Raw genomic sequence first — 14,797 nt, forward strand, 5'->3', positions numbered from 1 at the left:
CTAGTACCCGGAATCAGAGTTGATTGATACGGCGGCCCTTGAAACGGCGTTGACGGATCTTTTTCTTGGTCCAGACGAAGGGCTCGGCTTTGTCGTTGTAGGCGTTGACGTAGGCATCGATGTGTTCCTGAAGCTGCTTGAGGCTTGTGAAGGAGGTGCCGCTGAGCGACTGCCCCTGCAGGATTGAGAACCATACCTCGATCTGGTTGAGCCAGGACGCACTCGTCGGTGTGAAATGGAATTGCACATTGGGATGGGCCTTGAGCCAGCTCTCATTCTTCTTGTGGGTGTTGAGGTTGTCGAGGATGACGTGAAGCTTTCGGCCCGGAAAGGCCGCGGTGAGGCTGTTCATGAAATCGAGAAACTCGACACGGCGACGGCGTTTTGAATGCGTAGCGATGATCTTTCCGGTGGCGACTTCGAGCGCTGCAAACAATGTCGTGGTGCCATGCCGCTTGTAATCGTGGCTCTGGCCGGTCAAGGCGCGGCCATTGGGCAACTTCAGATAGCCCTGCGCTCGCTCCAAAGCCTGGATCGAGGGCTTCTCGTCCACGCAGAGCACAATAGCCTTCGCCGGCGGGGCGACGTAAAGGCCAACGACATCGGCGGCTTTGGCCGTAAAGTTCGGGTCGTTGCTCTCACACCAGGACTTGCGAGCCGCGAGGTCAATCTTGTGGCTGCGCAGGAACCGCCAGACATATTGGACGTCAACATCGCCTAGCGCCTCGGCCAGCAGAGGGCCGGTCCAGCGCGCAAACCCTTGCGGGGGCGGCTTATCCAGCAGCTTCAGAATCCGCTTGTCGGTCGTCTTCGTATAGATCGGCTGCTTGCCGGGCCGCGGCTTGTCTTGCAGCCCTTCAAGGCCTTGGTCGGCATAGCGATGCCGCCAAACGCTGACAATCCGCGGCTGGACCCCAACTTCCTTGGCGATCGACCGGGTGCTGCGCCCGTCCGCCGCTAACAGGACTATCCGCGCCCGCTTCAAATCGCGCTGCAATGTCATCGGTGAGCGACAACACGCCTCAAGCACCTTGCGATCTTTCCTCGAAAGGCGGACTTCTCTTGCTTCGGGTATCATCCCGACCTTGAATCACGACTCACGTTCCAAGAAAAGCGGGTACTAGCACAGGCGCTTCTTGGCGAAGGCTCGGCCGGAATGGGACTTGAGGTATTTCTCGAACGCGAGAGCTTTGTATTTATCCGGAAATGCGCAGTACCAGGTGAGCTGCCACGGCCTGAACTTCGAGGTGTGTGCGGACTTGCCGGCGTTATGCTCCGGGATGCGGCGCTTCAGGTCTTCGGTGGCGCCAACGTATTCCTGGTCCGGGAATTCGACGCTGCGGATGATGTAGACGTACCACATTGGCATCCGCGCATAAGCAGTAACGTTCGGAGTTTTCGGCAGCCTACTGATTCGAGGCAGGTTGATAAAGTGGCGGCGGATGGAGCCGGTCCGTCTTCGCCCTTTGGGCTACGCCGGACACCACGCTTCACCCTTCGGGCTCTGCGCGGCTGCGCCACGCGTAGCCCGAAGGGCGAAGCGTGGTGGAGCCAGGCGGGATCGAACCGCCGACCTCTTGCATGCCATGCAAGCGCTCTCCCAGCTGAGCTATGGCCCCTTACAGTATTCCGGCTTGGGCGCGATCCTTAAGACCCTGCCCGGCCCCCGAGTCCTAGGCGACTCGTGAGGCAGCACCGTTGATCACAGATCGGCGACGATCTCAAGTCTCTTCGTCACCGCCGACGTCACCAATGATGTCGGTGACGTCCTCGTCGCCCTCTTCCTCGTCGGCGATGAAGGTCGAATCATCGTCGTCATCGTCCTCGAGGGTCTCATCCATCTCGATGTCGTCCTCGGATTCGGGAACCTGAGTCTTGACCTTGCCGGTGTTCTCTTCGGCATCGGCCTCCTCGAGCGAGACCAACTCTTCGGCCTCCGCCGCCTCGGGCATATCGGCAGCGGTTGCGGGCGAACTCACGGGCGCGCTGCGGCCGCCCCGCGGCGGGGCTACCGGCGCGATCGGCACGACCTCGCCGGTGTAGGGCGAGATCACCGGATTCTTGTTGAGGTCGTAGAACTTCTTGCCCGTCGTCGGGCAAATGCGCTTGGTTCCGAGGTCGGACTTGGCCACGTGGTAATCCCAGAATTTTCCTGAAAAACGGAGCTTCACTTGGCTAGTTGAGGGGCCGCTGTCAATAGCGGTTTGCGCGCATTTGACGGGCGCGTGACGCGGTGTTGCCTATGTGATACCTGCCGCGGCGCGAGAGGACACAATCTTGGCCCATTCTGACACCCCGACCCCGCTGGAATCCCGCGCGAGCGGCCCCTTGGCCGGCAAAGTCCGCGTACCCGGCGATAAGTCGATTTCCCACCGCGCCCTGATCCTGGGGGCGCTGGCGGTCGGCGAAACCCGCATCTCCGGCCTCCTGGAAGGCGAGGACGTGCTCAATACCGCCAAATCCATGCGCGCGCTGGGCGCCAGGGTGGAACGGACCGGGCCGTTTGCCTGGACGGTCTCCGGCGTCGGGGTCGGAGGCTTCGCCCAGCCCGCCGCAGCGCTGGATTTCGGCAATTCCGGCACCGGCTGTCGGCTGGTGATGGGAGCGGTCGCCGGTTGCCCGATCGCGGCGGTATTCGATGGCGACGCCTCGCTGCGCTCGCGCCCGATGCGCCGCATCCTCGATCCCCTGGAATTGATGGGCGCCAGGACCAGCGATATCGGCGAGGGCGGCCGGCTGCCGCTGACATTGCACGGGGCGCGCTACCCGGTGCCGATCGTCTACAAGACGCCGGTCGCCTCGGCCCAGATCAAGTCCGCGGTGCTGCTGGCCGGGCTGTCCGCACCGGGCATCACGACCGTGATCGAGCAGGAAGCGAGCCGTGACCATACCGAGCTGATGCTCAAGCATTTCGGCGCCGAGATCTCGTCGGAGAGGGAAGGCAGCGATGGCCGCAGGATCACGCTCAACGGCGAACCCGAATTGCACGGCGCCGAGATCGTGGTGCCGGCGGATCCGTCCTCGGCCGCCTTCCCGATCGTGGCGGCACTGATCGTCGAAGGTTCCGACGTCGTGTTTTCCGACGTGATGACCAATCCGCTGCGTACCGGCCTGCTCACCACGCTGCGCGAAATGGGCGCATCCATCGAGGAGAGCGGGGTCCGCGGCGATGCCGGCGAACCAATGGCGCAGTTGCGCGTTCGTGCTTCGAAGCTGCGCGGCGTCGTGGTGCCGCCGGAGCGCGCGCCGTCGATGATCGACGAGTATCTGGTGCTGGCAGTGGCGGCCAGCTTTGCCGAGGGCACAACCATCATGCGCGGCCTGCAGGAACTGCGCGTCAAGGAATCCGACCGGCTCGAAGCCACCGCCGACATGCTGCGCGTCAACGGCGTCAAGGTCGAGGTCTCTGGCGACGACCTGATTGTCGAGGGCCGCGGCCATGTCGAGGGTGGCGGGCTCGTCGCGACCCATATGGACCATCGCATCGCGATGTCTGCGCTGGTGATGGGCTGTGCTTCCGACAAGCCGGTCAAGGTCGACGACATCACCTTCATCGCCACCAGCTTTCCGGATTTCATTCCGATGATGCGCTCGCTCGGAGCAGACTTCGCATGATTATCGCCATCGACGGTCCCGCCGCCTCAGGCAAGGGCACGCTCGGCAAGCGGCTCGCCCACCACTATGGCTATCGTCATCTCGACACCGGCGTGATTTATCGCGCGGTGGCCTATGCGATGATGGCGATGGGAGCCGATCTCAACGATGAGGTGCTGGCGGTGGCCGCCGCGCTCGAGCTCGACCCCGAGAAATTCGGCAATCCGATCCTGAAGACGCAGCAGGTCGGGGAAGGCGCATCCGTGGTCTCCGCCTTTCCCAAAGTGCGCGAGGTGCTGGTCAACTTCCAGCGCCAGTTCGCCGCCGATCCGCCCGGCGCGGTGCTCGACGGCCGCGATATCGGCACCGTGATCTGCCCTGACGCCGACGTGAAGATTTTCGTGGTCGCCGATCCACGGGTGCGCGCGCGGCGGCGGACGCTGGAGGCCCGCGCCCGCGGCGAGGTAGCCGACGAGGAAGCGGTGCTGGCCGACATCCTCAAGCGCGACGAGCGCGACAAGAACCGGGCCGTTGCGCCGTTGCGGCCGGCCCCGGACGCCCATACGCTCGACAATTCCAATCTCGACATCGAGGCCGGCGTGCGCGCCGCGATCGCTATCGTCGAGCAGGCGCGCGCCAAACGCTGAGATCGGTCGTCGGAAGCAGACCGATTCGGTCTCAAAGTCCAGCAAAATGAGGCATTTCCTGCTTGCCGAAAACGGCTCGCAGGGCTATATCAGCGCCGTCCGGACACCCATCGACCATGTCGAGGCTATGTCCGAGCGGGCCGGCGATGGGTTTGAGCTATTCTCAAACGAAACCAACGCCGCATCTGGAGGAACGCCCGCTCCCAGGTCTTGAAGGCGATATTCTCGTTTCAGGCTCCGGATAAAATCAAACGTACCGTACGTGCAGTCCTGCTGCCGGCCCGCTGTTGCGTCTCCTGCAACGAGCGGACGTCAGGGTTTGCGGAACCCAGACACTTCTCGCACGGTGCGCCCATCAACCCGAACGGCCGGCAATTTCCCGCATCTGGAGAACAAATGGCTTCGAATACTGCGTCTTCCTATACTCCCACCCGCGACGACTTCGCGGCGATGCTTGATGAGTCCTTTGCCGGCGGCAATTTGCAGGAAAGCTCGGTCATCAAGGGCAAGGTGGTTGCAATTGAGAAGGACATGGCCGTCATCGACGTCGGCCTGAAGACCGAAGGCCGCGTCGCGCTGCGCGAATTCGCCGGCCCCGGCCGTGAAAGCGATCTGAAGGTCGGCGACACCGTCGAAGTGTTCCTCGACCGCATCGAGAATGCGCTCGGCGAAGCCGTGCTGTCGCGCGACAAGGCGCGCCGCGAGGAAAGCTGGGGCAAGCTCGAGAAGGCGTTCCAGAACAACGAAAAGGTCAACGGCGTCATCTTCAACCAGGTCAAGGGCGGCTTCACCGTCGACCTCGACGGCGCAGTGGCCTTCCTGCCGCGCTCGCAGGTCGACATCCGTCCGATCCGCGACGTTGCGCCGCTGATGAACAACTCGCAGCCGTTCCAGATCCTCAAGATGGACCGCCGCCGCGGCAACATCGTGGTGTCGCGCCGCACGGTTCTCGAAGAGACGCGCGCCGAGCAGCGCCAGGAGCTGGTGCAGAACCTCGAAGAGGGTCAGGTGATCGACGGCGTGGTCAAGAACATCACCGATTACGGTGCGTTCGTTGATCTCGGCGGCATCGACGGCCTGCTGCACGTCACCGACATCGCCTGGCGTCGCGTCAACCACCCGACCGAGGTGCTGACGATCGGCCAGACCGTGAAGGTCAAGATCATCAAGATCAACCACGAGACGCACCGCATCTCGCTCGGCATGAAGCAGCTGCTGGATGATCCGTGGCAGGGCATTGAAGCCAAGTACCCGCTGGGTGCCCGCTTCACCGGCCGCGTCACCAACATCACCGACTACGGCGCGTTCGTCGAGCTCGAGCCGGGTATCGAAGGCCTGATCCACGTCTCCGAGATGTCGTGGACCAAGAAGAACATGCATCCCGGCAAGATCGTTTCGACCTCGCAGGAAGTCGAAGTGCAGGTGCTGGAAGTGGATTCGGTCAAGCGCCGCATCTCGCTCGGTCTCAAGCAGACCATGCGCAATCCCTGGGAGGTCTTCGTCGAGAAGTTCCCGGTCGGTTCGGTGGTCGAGGGCGAGGTCAAGAACAAGACCGAGTTCGGTCTGTTCCTCGGCCTCGAGGGCGACGTCGACGGCATGGTCCACCTCTCCGACCTCGACTGGAAGCTTCCGGGCGAGCAGGTCATCGACAACTTCAAGAAGGGCGACATGGTCAAGGCCGTGGTGCTCGATGTCGATGTCGAGAAGGAGCGGATCTCGCTCGGCGTCAAGCAGCTCGAAGGCGACCCCTTCGCCGAGCCGGGCGACGTCAAGAAGGGCGCGGTCGTGACTTGCGAAGTGCTCGAAGTGAAGGAGAGCGGCATCGAGGTCCGGATCTCGGGCACCGAGTTCACCACCTTCATCAAGCGGTCCGAGCTGGCCCGCGACCGCAACGATCAGCGCGCCGAACGCTTTGCCGTCGGCGAGAAGGTCGATGCCCGCGTCATCCAGTTCGACAAGAAGGCCCGCAAGGTGCAGGTCTCGATCAAGGCGCTGGAAGTCGCCGAAGAAAAGGAAGCCATCGCGCAGTACGGCTCCTCCGATTCGGGTGCGACGCTCGGCGACATCCTTGGCACCGCGCTCAAGAATCGCGGCACCGACAAGTAAGCGTTCGCGCGGTTTTGCGCGAACCAACGAGGCCCCGGCGCAAGCCGGGGCCTTTTGTTTGAGGCACGCAGGCTACGGATACTGCAAAAGACCGGGCCTTGTTTTCTTCATATTGCGTCGCAATTGATGTATTTGGCTAAGGTGATAGTGACGCTGCGATTGCAAAACCGCGCGGACATTCCTGGAGAATTTCGATGTCGCTGGATTCAGACGTGATCGTCGATCGCCGCCGTATCAGACGCAAGCTGGCTTTCTGGCGCATCGCCGCCGCGGTCGTGACGATCGCGGCCATTGTCGGCATCGGTCTTTTCGCGACCGGCGGACGCGGCGTGCTGGAGACGAAGGGCGCGATCGCGCGTGTCAATATCGAGGGGTTGATCCGCAGCGACCAGCAGCGCGTCGCGGCGCTGGAGTGGCTCGAGAAGTCGAGCTATGCCGCCGTCGTCGTGCACATCAATTCGCCCGGCGGCACCACCGCGGGCTCCGAGCAGCTCTATGATTCGCTGGTGCAGCTGAAGGCGAAGAAGCCGCTCGTCGTCGTCGTCGAAGGATTGGCCGCGTCGGGCGGCTACATCACCGCCATCGCGGCCGATCACATCGTTGCCCAGCAGACTTCGCTGGTCGGTTCGATCGGCGTGCTCTTCCAGTTTCCGAACGTTTCAGAACTTCTCAAGACCGTCGGCGTGAGGGTCGAGGAGATCAAGTCGTCGCCGTTGAAAGCGGCGCCGAATGGCCTTGAGCCGACCAGCCCCGAAGCGCGCGACGCGATCGACTCGCTGGTGAAGGACTCTTATGCATGGTTCCGTGGATTGGTGAAGGTGCGGCGCGGCATGGACGACGCCCTGCTCGAAAAAGTCGCGGATGGACGCGTCTTCACCGGCCGGCAGGCGCTTGATCTCAAGCTGATCGATCAGCTCGGCGATGAGAAGACCGCGATCGCATGGCTCGTCGCGGAAAAGAAGGTCAAAAGCGACCTTCCGGTGCGCGATTACAGCCTCAATCCGCGCTTCGGCGACCTGACATTCCTGCGCACCGCGGCATCCATAACGCTCGATGCGCTCGGGCTGGGACCTATCGCGCGGCGAATTGAGCAGGGCGGGATGGCGCAGGCGGTCGATCGGTTCGGACTTGACGGCATGTTGGCCTTGTGGACCCCGGCCGGAACCAATTGATCGGTGTCTGGGCGTGTTGTTGAGGGGATTCCCGTTCTGCGGGAATCGTGAAATGGCCCAATTGGGCTACTTATCATCCTAAATCGCGACGTCGGGAATTGATTTAGCGTCTTGACAGTGCAGGGCATTTTCACGGAAATGGACTTCCGCGAGATCCCGGATCCCATTTTCGATGATCAAATCCGAACTTGTTCAGCGCATCGCCGAGCACAACCCGCACCTCTATCAGCGGGATGTCGAGAACATTGTGAATGCGATTCTCGACGAAATCGTCGCGGCGCTGGCGCGCGGCGACCGCGTCGAGCTGCGCGGTTTTGGCGCATTCTCGGTGAAGCATCGCCCGGCGCGTGCCGGGCGCAATCCGCGCACCGGCGAGCATGTGCCGGTCGATCAGAAGAGCGTGCCGTTCTTCAAGACCGGCAAGGAGATGCGCGAGCGTCTCAATCGCGACGGCACCGAGGCGCAAGCGTCCAAGATCGACGCACCAAAGGCTGACGCGTAGCGCGCGACGTCAGGCGTTGCCGTGTTGCGGGCTGTGCGCCCGCGCTTTCTCCATCGCTATGAGAGATGGTCATGCGAAAGTTCTTCACGGCAGTGGTCGTCATCCCGCTCGGGCTGATCTTCATCATCTTCGCGGTCGCCAACCGTCATTGGGTGACGGTGTCGTTCGATCCCTTCAACTCTGTTACCCCGACGGTTGCAGTCACGCTGCCGCTGTTCGTCGTCATCATCGCCGCCGCGATCCTGGGCGTGATCGCCGGGGGGATCGCGACCTGGTTCCGGCAGGGGCGCTGGCGCCGCGCCGCCCGGCAGCACGAGGCCGACGCCCGCCATGTCCGGGCGGAGCTCGCCGATCTCAGGGCCGCCGCCTCCCGGGGCGATGTGCCGCGCCTTTCGGCGCCGGGCCAATCCGGCTTTTACGGGTCCGCCGGGCGAGACAAGCAGGGCGCGACGTTGTAGAACCCGCCCGTCGGACGTCGGCGCGTCCCGTTCCGGCCGCCCGAAAACCCGTTCGAAAGACCACGTTTCGAGACCATGCCCCTGCTCGTCAAAATATGCGGCCTGTCCACGCGCGAGACGCTCGACGTCGCGCTCGACGCCGGTGCCGACATGGTCGGGTTCGTGTTCTTTCCGCCGTCGCCCCGCCACATCGGCCTGGAAGTCGCGCGCGATCTCGGCAGCCGCGCCAAGGGCCGCGCGGTCAAGGTCGCGCTGACTGTCGATGCGGACGACGCGACGCTGGAAAACATCGTCGAGACGCTGCGGCCGGATATCCTGCAATTGCACGGCAAGGAGACCACGGCGCGGCTGCGCGACATCAAGCAGAAGTTCGGCCTGCCGCTGATGAAGGCGCTGCCGGTCGAGACCGCTGCCGATCTCGCGCCGTTGCCGGGCTATGCCAGTGTCGCCGACCGCATCCTGTTCGATGCCCGTGCGCCGAAGGGCGCGACGCGGCCGGGCGGGCTCGGTGCGCCCTTCGATTGGCACGTGCTGGAAAATCTCGATCTCGCGCTGCCCTACATGGTCTCAGGCGGACTTCACGCCGACAATGTCGCAGAGGCGGTCAGTGTTACCCGTGCCGGCGGCGTCGATGTCTCGTCGGGCGTCGAGCGCTCGCCCGGTGTCAAGGATCCCGAGCTGATCCGCGCCTTCATCCGCGCCGCGCGCGCAACCCAGGAACTGATGGTTCGATGAATCCAAACCTGCCCAATTCCTTCCGCAGCGGTCCCGACGAGCGCGGGCATTTCGGCATTTTCGGCGGACGCTTCGTCGCGGAAACGCTGATGCCGCTGATCCTCGACCTCGAGAAGGCCTATGCCGAGGCGAAGGCCGATCCGTCGTTTCAGGCCGAGATGAACGCCTATCTGAAGGACTATGTCGGCCGGCCCTCGCCGCTTTATTTTGCCGAGCGGCTCACCGAGCATCTCGGCGGCGCCAAGATCTATCTGAAGCGCGAGGAGCTCAACCACACCGGCTCGCACAAGGTGAACAATGTGCTCGGCCAGATCATGGTCGCGCGCCGCATGGGCAAGAAGCGCATTATCGCCGAGACCGGCGCCGGCCAGCACGGCGTGGCGACGGCGACGCTGTGCGCACGCTTCGGGCTCGAATGCGTGGTCTATATGGGCGCGGTCGACGTCGAGCGGCAGCAGCCGAACGTGATCCGCATGGAAATGCTCGGCGCCAAGGTCGTCCCGGTGCAGTCGGGTGCGCGCACGCTGAAGGATGCGATGAACGACGCGCTGCGCGACTGGGTCACCAACGTGCACAACACGTTCTACTGCATCGGCACCGTCGCAGGTCCGCACCCCTATCCGATGATGGTGCGCGACTTCCAGTCTGTGATCGGTGAGGAGACCCGCCGGCAGATGCAGGAGGCCGAGGGCCGCTTGCCGGACTCGCTGGTGGCCTGCATCGGCGGCGGCTCGAATGCGATGGGCCTGTTCCATCCGTTCCTTGACGATCCCTCGGTCGAGATCTTCGGCGTCGAGGCCGCTGGCCACGGGCTGACCCAGCTGCACGCCGCCTCGCTCGCCGGCGGACGCCCCGGCGTGCTGCACGGCAACCGCACCTATCTGTTGATGGATGCGGACGGGCAGATCGAGGAAGCGCACTCGATCTCGGCCGGCCTCGACTATCCCGGCATCGGGCCCGAGCACGCCTGGCTGCATGAGACCGGCCGCGTGAAATATCTCTCGGCGACCGACGAGGAGGCCCTGGCTGCGTTCCAGCTGCTGTCGCGGCTCGAAGGCATCATCCCCGCGCTGGAATCGGCGCACGCCATCGCGAAGCTGTCCGAACTCGCACCGCAGCGTCCGAAGGATCACCTGATGGTGGTCAATCTCTCCGGCCGCGGCGACAAGGACGTGCCGCAGGTCGGCGACATCTTGAAGGGCAGGAAGAAGTGAGGCGCGAGGCACGCTCCCTTCACCTCTCCCCGTCGGGGAGAGGTCGGCTGCGCAGCAGCCGGGTGAGGGGCCTTTCCGCTCAATCGAATCGAAGTGATGTTTCGATCATCTCGAGCGCTCCGTCTAGATTTTCGTATACGTCACTGTTTGAGACACGAACGACGAGGAAACCGCAGGACTCAAGGAACTGCGATCGAATAATGTCTCGCTCTATCTCGTTCGGTTCAGCGTGTGTGACACCGTCGACCTCAACGACCAGCTTTCCGTCCAGCGTCACGAAATCGACGATGTACCGGCCGATCGGGTGCTGGCGACGAAATTTCCACCGCGCCAATCTTCGATTGCGCAGCGCCTGCCAAAGCTTTGCTTCTGCGCTTGTCTGTGACGCGCGGAAGCTTCGTGCCCTTGCCTTGAACCGCTCCATCCCCCTCACCCGGCTGCTACGCAGCCGACCTCTCCCCGGAGGGGAGAGGTATAGCACGGCGACCACCATACCATGACCACCCGTATCGACGCCAAGTTTGCCGAGCTCAAGAAAGCGGGCCGCTCCGCCTTCGTCACCTTCGTGATGGCCGGCGATCCCGACGCAAAGACTTCGCTCGACGTCATCAAGGCGCTGCCGAAAGCCGGCGCAGATATCATCGAGCTCGGCATGCCCTTCACCGATCCGATGGCCGACGGCCCGTCGATCCAGGCCGCGGGCCTGCGCGCGCTGAAGGGCGGCATGACGCTGCGGAAGACGCTGGAGATGGTCCGCGGTTTTCGCGAAGGCGACAATACCACGCCGATCGTGCTGATGGGCTACTACAACCCGATCTATATCTACGGCGTCGAGACGTTCCTGGCCGATGCGAAGGGTGCCGGCGTCGACGGCCTGATCATCGTCGATCTGCCGCCGGAGGAAGACACCGAGCTCTGCATTCCCGCGATGAAGGCCGGGCTGAATTTCATTCGGCTGGCGACGCCGACGACAGACGACAAGCGCCTGCCAGCGGTGCTCGCCAACACCTCGGGCTTTGTCTATTACGTCGCGGTCACCGGCATCACTGGCAGCGCGGCCGCCGATTCGAAGGTGGTCGGCGAGGCCGTGGCCCGCATCAAGCGGCACACCGACCTGCCGATCTGTGTCGGCTTCGGCATCCGCACGCCGGAAACGGCGCGGGCGATCGCGGAGAGAGCCAATGGCTCGGTGGTCGGCACCGCGCTGGTCGACGCGCTGAAGGGCAGCCTCGATGCCGAGGGCCGCGCCACGGCCAAGACCGTGACCGCGGTGGCGGACCTGGCAGCGGCGCTCGCCCAGGGCGTCCGCGGCGCCAAGCAGGCCGCTGAATAAGCCATAATTTGCGGCGACAAGTCCGCGGACGGCGGCTTGCCGGCCCTTGGCCGGCCCGCCATATATGCAATCGATGCGGGACCGATCCGCATTTCGGAGCGAACCATGAATTGGCTCACCAACGTTGTCCGGCCGAAGATCCGCAACATCCTGCGCCGCGAGACGCCGGAGAATCTGTGGATCAAATGCCCGGATTCCGGGCAGCTCGTGTTCTACAAGGACGTCGAGGCCAACCAGTTCGTGATACCCGGCTCGAACTACCACATGCGCATGGGCGCGGTGGCGCGGCTGAAGTCGATCTTCGATAACGAGACCTGGTACGACATCGCGCTGCCCGAGGTGACGGCCGACCCGCTCAAGTTCCGCGACGAGCGCAAATATGCCGACCGCATCAAGGATGCCCGCGCCAAGACCGGGCTGAACGACGCGGTCAAGGTCGGCTACGGCAAGCTCGAAGGCGCCGGCGTCGTGGTCGCCGTGCAGGATTTCGATTTCATGGGCGGCTCGCTCGGCATGGCCGCAGGCGAAGCGATGGTGCGCGGGCTCGAGCTCGCGGTCGAGAAGAAGTCGCCCTTCATCGTGTTCGCGGCCAGCGGCGGCGCGCGGATGCAGGAAGGCATCCTGTCGCTGATGCAGATGCCGCGCACCACCGTCGGCGTGCAGATGCTGCGCGAGGTTCGCCAGCCCTACATCGTCGTGCTGACCAATCCGACCACCGGCGGCGTCACTGCATCCTATGCGATGCTCGGCGACGTCCACATCGCCGAACCCGGCGCGCTGATCGGCTTTGCCGGCGCCCGCGTGATCGAGCAGACCATCCGCGAAAAGCTCCCTGAGGGTTTCCAGCGCGCCGAATATCTGCGCGAGCACGGCATGGTCGACATGGTCGTGCACCGTCACGACATGAAGGCCACGCTGGCACGGCTGTGCCGCCTGCTGACCAAAGCGCCGGCGCTTGAAACCGCCTCGAAGCCCACCATCGCCGTCACCGAGCCGACCCAGATCGTCACGGCCCCGGAGACGGTGCCGGCTGCGCCGCACGCGTGACCGCGAACGCCGCCTCATCGCAGTCCTCGTTCGAGGCGTTGATCGCGCGGGTGTCGGCGCTGCACCCCGAGCGTATCGATCTCAGTCTCGATCGCATGCTCGGCTTGATGGAGCGGCTCGATCATCCCGAGCGCAAGCTGCCGCCGGTCATCCATGTCGCCGGCACCAACGGCAAGGGATCCACGATCGCCTATTTGCGCGCGATCCTGGAGGCCGCCGGCCTTCGGGTGCATGTCTTCACGTCGCCCTATCTTGTGCGGATTAACGAATGCTACCGACTGGGCGCCGTCGGCGGCGGCAAGCTCGTCGATGACGACGAGCTGCGCACGACGTTCGAGCATTGCGAGCGCGTCAACGCCGGCAATCCCGTCACCATCTTCGAGATGGAAACCGCGGTCGCGTTCTGTCTGTTCGCAAAGCATCCGGCCGACGTGGCGCTGCTCGAGGTCGGCCTCGGCGGCCGGCTGGATTCGACCAATGTGGTGGAGACGCCGCTCGCCTCGGTGATCGCGCCGGTCAGCATGGATCACATGGAATTCCTCGGCGACACGCTGACCTCGATCGCCGGCGAGAAGGCCGCGATCATCAAGCGCAAGGTGCCGGTGATCTGCGCTGAACAGGCGCCGGAGGCGATGGCCGTGATCGAGGCGCAGGCGAACCGCATGCGTGCGCCGCTGCACGCGGCCGGTCAGCAATGGCATGTCGGCGTCGAGCGCGGCCGGCTGGTCTATCAGGACGAGCGCGGCTTAATGGATCTCGCCGCACCGAAACTGTTCGGCCGGCACCAGTTCGACAATGCGGGACTTGCGATCGCAACGCTGCGCGCCATCGATGCGCTCAAGCTCAACATGGCCGCTTACGAGGCCGGTATCGTCAATGCCGAATGGCCGGCGCGGATGCAGCGGCTCGTCGCCGGTGCCCTCGTCAGCCAGGGGCCGCAAGGCTCTGAAGTCTGGCTCGATGGCGGGCACAATGCCGAAGGCGGCCGCGTCGCGGCGGCAGCGCTCGGCGATCTCGAGGAGCGGGTGTCGCGGCCGCTCGTCGTCATCGCCGGCATGATGGGCAACAAGGACGCCGACGCCTTCCTCGCCAACTTCGCCGGGCTGACGCGCCATATCATCGCCGTCCCGGTGCCCGGCCGCGACAACGCGATGTCGCCCGACAGGCTGGCCGACGCCGCGCGAGCGCTTGGCATGCGGGTCGAGATCGCACCTGGTGTCGACGCCGCGCTGCAGCGTCTCGCCATGCTGGCCTACGAGGTGCCGCCGCGCATCCTGATCACCGGCTCGCTCTATCTTGCCGGCCCCGTGCTTGCCGCCAACGGCACGCCTCCTGCATGATGCGTCTTGCGTCGTCGACGCGGCGGATAGGTTGAGTCGTTGCCCGGATGACGCGTGGTGAATCCGGACGACTTTGTCTGCGGACGGAGATCGCCGGATTGCGCATCGCTTCGTCCGGTCCACAAGGGGCGAGCTTCTCTCCGCCGCGTCAGTGGATGTGTGCCTCATCCGACACGCCGACGTGCTCGCGATAGACCATCTCCCAGCCCTTCCAGCCCGTGAACAGCAGGATCAGGACCACGATGAGCGACAACACGAGGCCCGTTGGTATGATGGCGGATGAGCCGTGCTCGAAGCGGGAATACCAGTTGTACAGCGCGATCAACACCACAATGACGTTGCCGCCCGCATGCTGCCACGCATCGGAAAGGTTGCGGACCTGGTCATCTCCCAGGAGATCGGTCAGGCCGGCAACCGCTGCGAGGGCTGCCATGATCAAGCCGATTCCAAGCAGCCAGAGCGAGGCGCTGGCCCAGAAGTCAGTGCCTGTCTTCCAGAAGGCGAGGTCGGCAACAAAGGTCAAGACAAAGCAGGCAACCGGAAACGGAATCAGCATCGGATGAATGGGATGTCCCGCGACCTGCGCGGTTGATCTGGGGTTCGACATAGGTCCCTCCTAAGGGCCGTTTGAGACCTCAACCGGGGCTGC

At 64.1% G+C, this 14,797-nt stretch carries 16 protein-coding genes and 1 tRNA gene; 11 read left to right on the forward strand and 6 right to left on the reverse strand.

Annotated features, from left to right (window positions below; translation table 11 throughout):
- Positions 1-13: 13 nt before the first annotated feature.
- From AS156_RS13925 to AS156_RS13940, 4 genes are all read right to left on the reverse strand, one after another.
- Positions 14-1,078 (reverse strand): IS630 family transposase, encoded by a 1,065-nt coding sequence (locus AS156_RS13925; protein WP_066503481.1) that lies wholly within the window; start codon positions 1,076-1,078, stop codon positions 14-16.
- 42 nt (positions 1,079-1,120) lie between these two features.
- Positions 1,121-1,363, reverse strand: coding sequence for a GIY-YIG nuclease family protein (locus tag AS156_RS13930; RefSeq protein ID WP_066504816.1), 243 nt, complete (start codon positions 1,361-1,363; stop codon positions 1,121-1,123).
- A 180-nt stretch (positions 1,364-1,543) separates the two neighbouring features.
- Positions 1,544-1,619: transfer RNA gene (locus AS156_RS13935), tRNA-Ala, on the reverse strand.
- 102 nt (positions 1,620-1,721) lie between these two features.
- Complete coding sequence (locus AS156_RS13940) at positions 1,722-2,132, reverse strand: TIGR02300 family protein (protein ID WP_066504818.1); 411 nt, start codon at positions 2,130-2,132, stop codon at positions 1,722-1,724.
- A 145-nt stretch (positions 2,133-2,277) separates the two neighbouring features.
- On the opposite strand from AS156_RS13940, the gene aroA reads away from it, so the two are divergent.
- The 8 genes from aroA to trpB all read left to right on the forward strand — a co-directional run bounded on the left by aroA (position 2,278) and on the right by trpB (position 10,428).
- Positions 2,278-3,615, forward strand: coding sequence for a 3-phosphoshikimate 1-carboxyvinyltransferase (gene aroA / locus AS156_RS13945; RefSeq protein ID WP_066504826.1), 1,338 nt, complete (start codon positions 2,278-2,280; stop codon positions 3,613-3,615).
- Positions 3,612-4,241: a (d)CMP kinase gene (cmk, locus tag AS156_RS13950; protein ID WP_066504828.1), complete on the forward strand. Its 630-nt coding sequence runs from the start codon at positions 3,612-3,614 to the stop codon at positions 4,239-4,241. The genes aroA and cmk overlap by 4 nt, the downstream gene beginning before the upstream one ends.
- Positions 4,242-4,637: 396 nt before the next feature.
- Positions 4,638-6,347, forward strand: a complete 1,710-nt coding sequence (gene rpsA / locus AS156_RS13955) for a 30S ribosomal protein S1 (protein ID WP_066504830.1) — start codon at positions 4,638-4,640, stop codon at positions 6,345-6,347.
- Between the two features lie 194 nt (positions 6,348-6,541).
- Complete coding sequence (gene sppA / locus AS156_RS13960) at positions 6,542-7,519, forward strand: signal peptide peptidase SppA (protein ID WP_066504834.1); 978 nt, start codon at positions 6,542-6,544, stop codon at positions 7,517-7,519.
- A 172-nt stretch (positions 7,520-7,691) separates the two neighbouring features.
- Entirely contained in the window at positions 7,692-8,021 is a 330-nt protein-coding gene (locus AS156_RS13965; RefSeq protein WP_066504837.1) for an integration host factor subunit beta, read from the forward strand.
- 71 nt (positions 8,022-8,092) lie between these two features.
- Positions 8,093-8,479 carry a LapA family protein gene (locus tag AS156_RS13970; protein WP_066505333.1) on the forward strand — a complete coding sequence of 129 codons (387 nt, stop codon included), beginning with the start codon at positions 8,093-8,095 and terminating at the stop codon, positions 8,477-8,479.
- Positions 8,480-8,554: 75 nt separating this feature from the next.
- Entirely contained in the window at positions 8,555-9,214 is a 660-nt protein-coding gene (locus AS156_RS13975) for a phosphoribosylanthranilate isomerase (protein WP_066504839.1), read from the forward strand.
- The gene (gene trpB / locus AS156_RS13980) at positions 9,211-10,428 is read left to right on the forward strand and encodes a tryptophan synthase subunit beta (protein ID WP_066504842.1); all 1,218 of its coding nucleotides are present in this window, start codon (positions 9,211-9,213) and stop codon (positions 10,426-10,428) included. Before AS156_RS13975 ends, trpB begins: the two co-directional genes overlap by 4 nt.
- Positions 10,429-10,507: 79 nt before the next feature.
- Here trpB and AS156_RS13985 read toward each other — a convergent pair whose 3' ends face one another.
- On the reverse strand, positions 10,508-10,852 hold the full coding sequence (locus tag AS156_RS13985) for an endonuclease domain-containing protein (RefSeq protein WP_082747519.1): 345 nt from the start codon (positions 10,850-10,852) through the stop codon (positions 10,508-10,510).
- A 72-nt stretch (positions 10,853-10,924) separates the two neighbouring features.
- On the opposite strand from AS156_RS13985, the gene trpA reads away from it, so the two are divergent.
- The 3 genes from trpA to AS156_RS14000 all read left to right on the forward strand — a co-directional run bounded on the left by trpA (position 10,925) and on the right by AS156_RS14000 (position 14,148).
- The gene (trpA, locus tag AS156_RS13990) at positions 10,925-11,761 is read left to right on the forward strand and encodes a tryptophan synthase subunit alpha (protein WP_066504843.1); all 837 of its coding nucleotides are present in this window, start codon (positions 10,925-10,927) and stop codon (positions 11,759-11,761) included.
- Positions 11,762-11,866: 105 nt separating this feature from the next.
- Complete coding sequence (accD, locus tag AS156_RS13995) at positions 11,867-12,808, forward strand: acetyl-CoA carboxylase, carboxyltransferase subunit beta (RefSeq protein WP_066504844.1); 942 nt, start codon at positions 11,867-11,869, stop codon at positions 12,806-12,808.
- Positions 12,809-12,903: 95 nt separating this feature from the next.
- Positions 12,904-14,148, forward strand: coding sequence for a bifunctional folylpolyglutamate synthase/dihydrofolate synthase (locus AS156_RS14000; protein ID WP_430641796.1), 1,245 nt, complete (start codon positions 12,904-12,906; stop codon positions 14,146-14,148).
- Positions 14,149-14,296: 148 nt separating this feature from the next.
- Here AS156_RS14000 and AS156_RS14005 read toward each other — a convergent pair whose 3' ends face one another.
- Positions 14,297-14,755 (reverse strand): DUF2231 domain-containing protein, encoded by a 459-nt coding sequence (locus AS156_RS14005; protein WP_066504850.1) that lies wholly within the window; start codon positions 14,753-14,755, stop codon positions 14,297-14,299.
- Between the last annotated feature and the right edge of the window lie 42 nt (positions 14,756-14,797).

Source organism: Bradyrhizobium macuxiense (genome assembly GCF_001542415.1).
Classification (GTDB): Bacteria; Pseudomonadota; Alphaproteobacteria; order Rhizobiales; family Xanthobacteraceae; genus Bradyrhizobium; species Bradyrhizobium macuxiense.

Coding starts and splice junctions, on each gene's coding strand:
- accD (WP_066504844.1), top strand. CDS start 11,867: ATGAATTGGCTCACCAACGTTGTCCGGCCGAAGATCCGCAACATCCTG.
- AS156_RS13930 (WP_066504816.1), bottom strand. CDS start 1,363: ATGTGGTACGTCTACATCATCCGCAGCGTCGAATTCCCGGACCAGGAA.
- rpsA (WP_066504830.1), top strand. CDS start 4,638: ATGGCTTCGAATACTGCGTCTTCCTATACTCCCACCCGCGACGACTTC.
- AS156_RS14005 (WP_066504850.1), bottom strand. CDS start 14,755: ATGTCGAACCCCAGATCAACCGCGCAGGTCGCGGGACATCCCATTCAT.
- sppA (WP_066504834.1), top strand. CDS start 6,542: ATGTCGCTGGATTCAGACGTGATCGTCGATCGCCGCCGTATCAGACGC.
- AS156_RS13985 (WP_082747519.1), bottom strand. CDS start 10,852: ATGGAGCGGTTCAAGGCAAGGGCACGAAGCTTCCGCGCGTCACAGACA.
- trpB (WP_066504842.1), top strand. CDS start 9,211: ATGAATCCAAACCTGCCCAATTCCTTCCGCAGCGGTCCCGACGAGCGC.
- AS156_RS13925 (WP_066503481.1), bottom strand. CDS start 1,078: ATGATACCCGAAGCAAGAGAAGTCCGCCTTTCGAGGAAAGATCGCAAG.
- trpA (WP_066504843.1), top strand. CDS start 10,925: ATGACCACCCGTATCGACGCCAAGTTTGCCGAGCTCAAGAAAGCGGGC.
- AS156_RS14000 (WP_430641796.1), top strand. CDS start 12,904: ATGCTCGGCTTGATGGAGCGGCTCGATCATCCCGAGCGCAAGCTGCCG.
- AS156_RS13975 (WP_066504839.1), top strand. CDS start 8,555: ATGCCCCTGCTCGTCAAAATATGCGGCCTGTCCACGCGCGAGACGCTC.
- AS156_RS13970 (WP_066505333.1), top strand. CDS start 8,093: ATGCGAAAGTTCTTCACGGCAGTGGTCGTCATCCCGCTCGGGCTGATC.
- AS156_RS13965 (WP_066504837.1), top strand. CDS start 7,692: ATGATCAAATCCGAACTTGTTCAGCGCATCGCCGAGCACAACCCGCAC.
- cmk (WP_066504828.1), top strand. CDS start 3,612: ATGATTATCGCCATCGACGGTCCCGCCGCCTCAGGCAAGGGCACGCTC.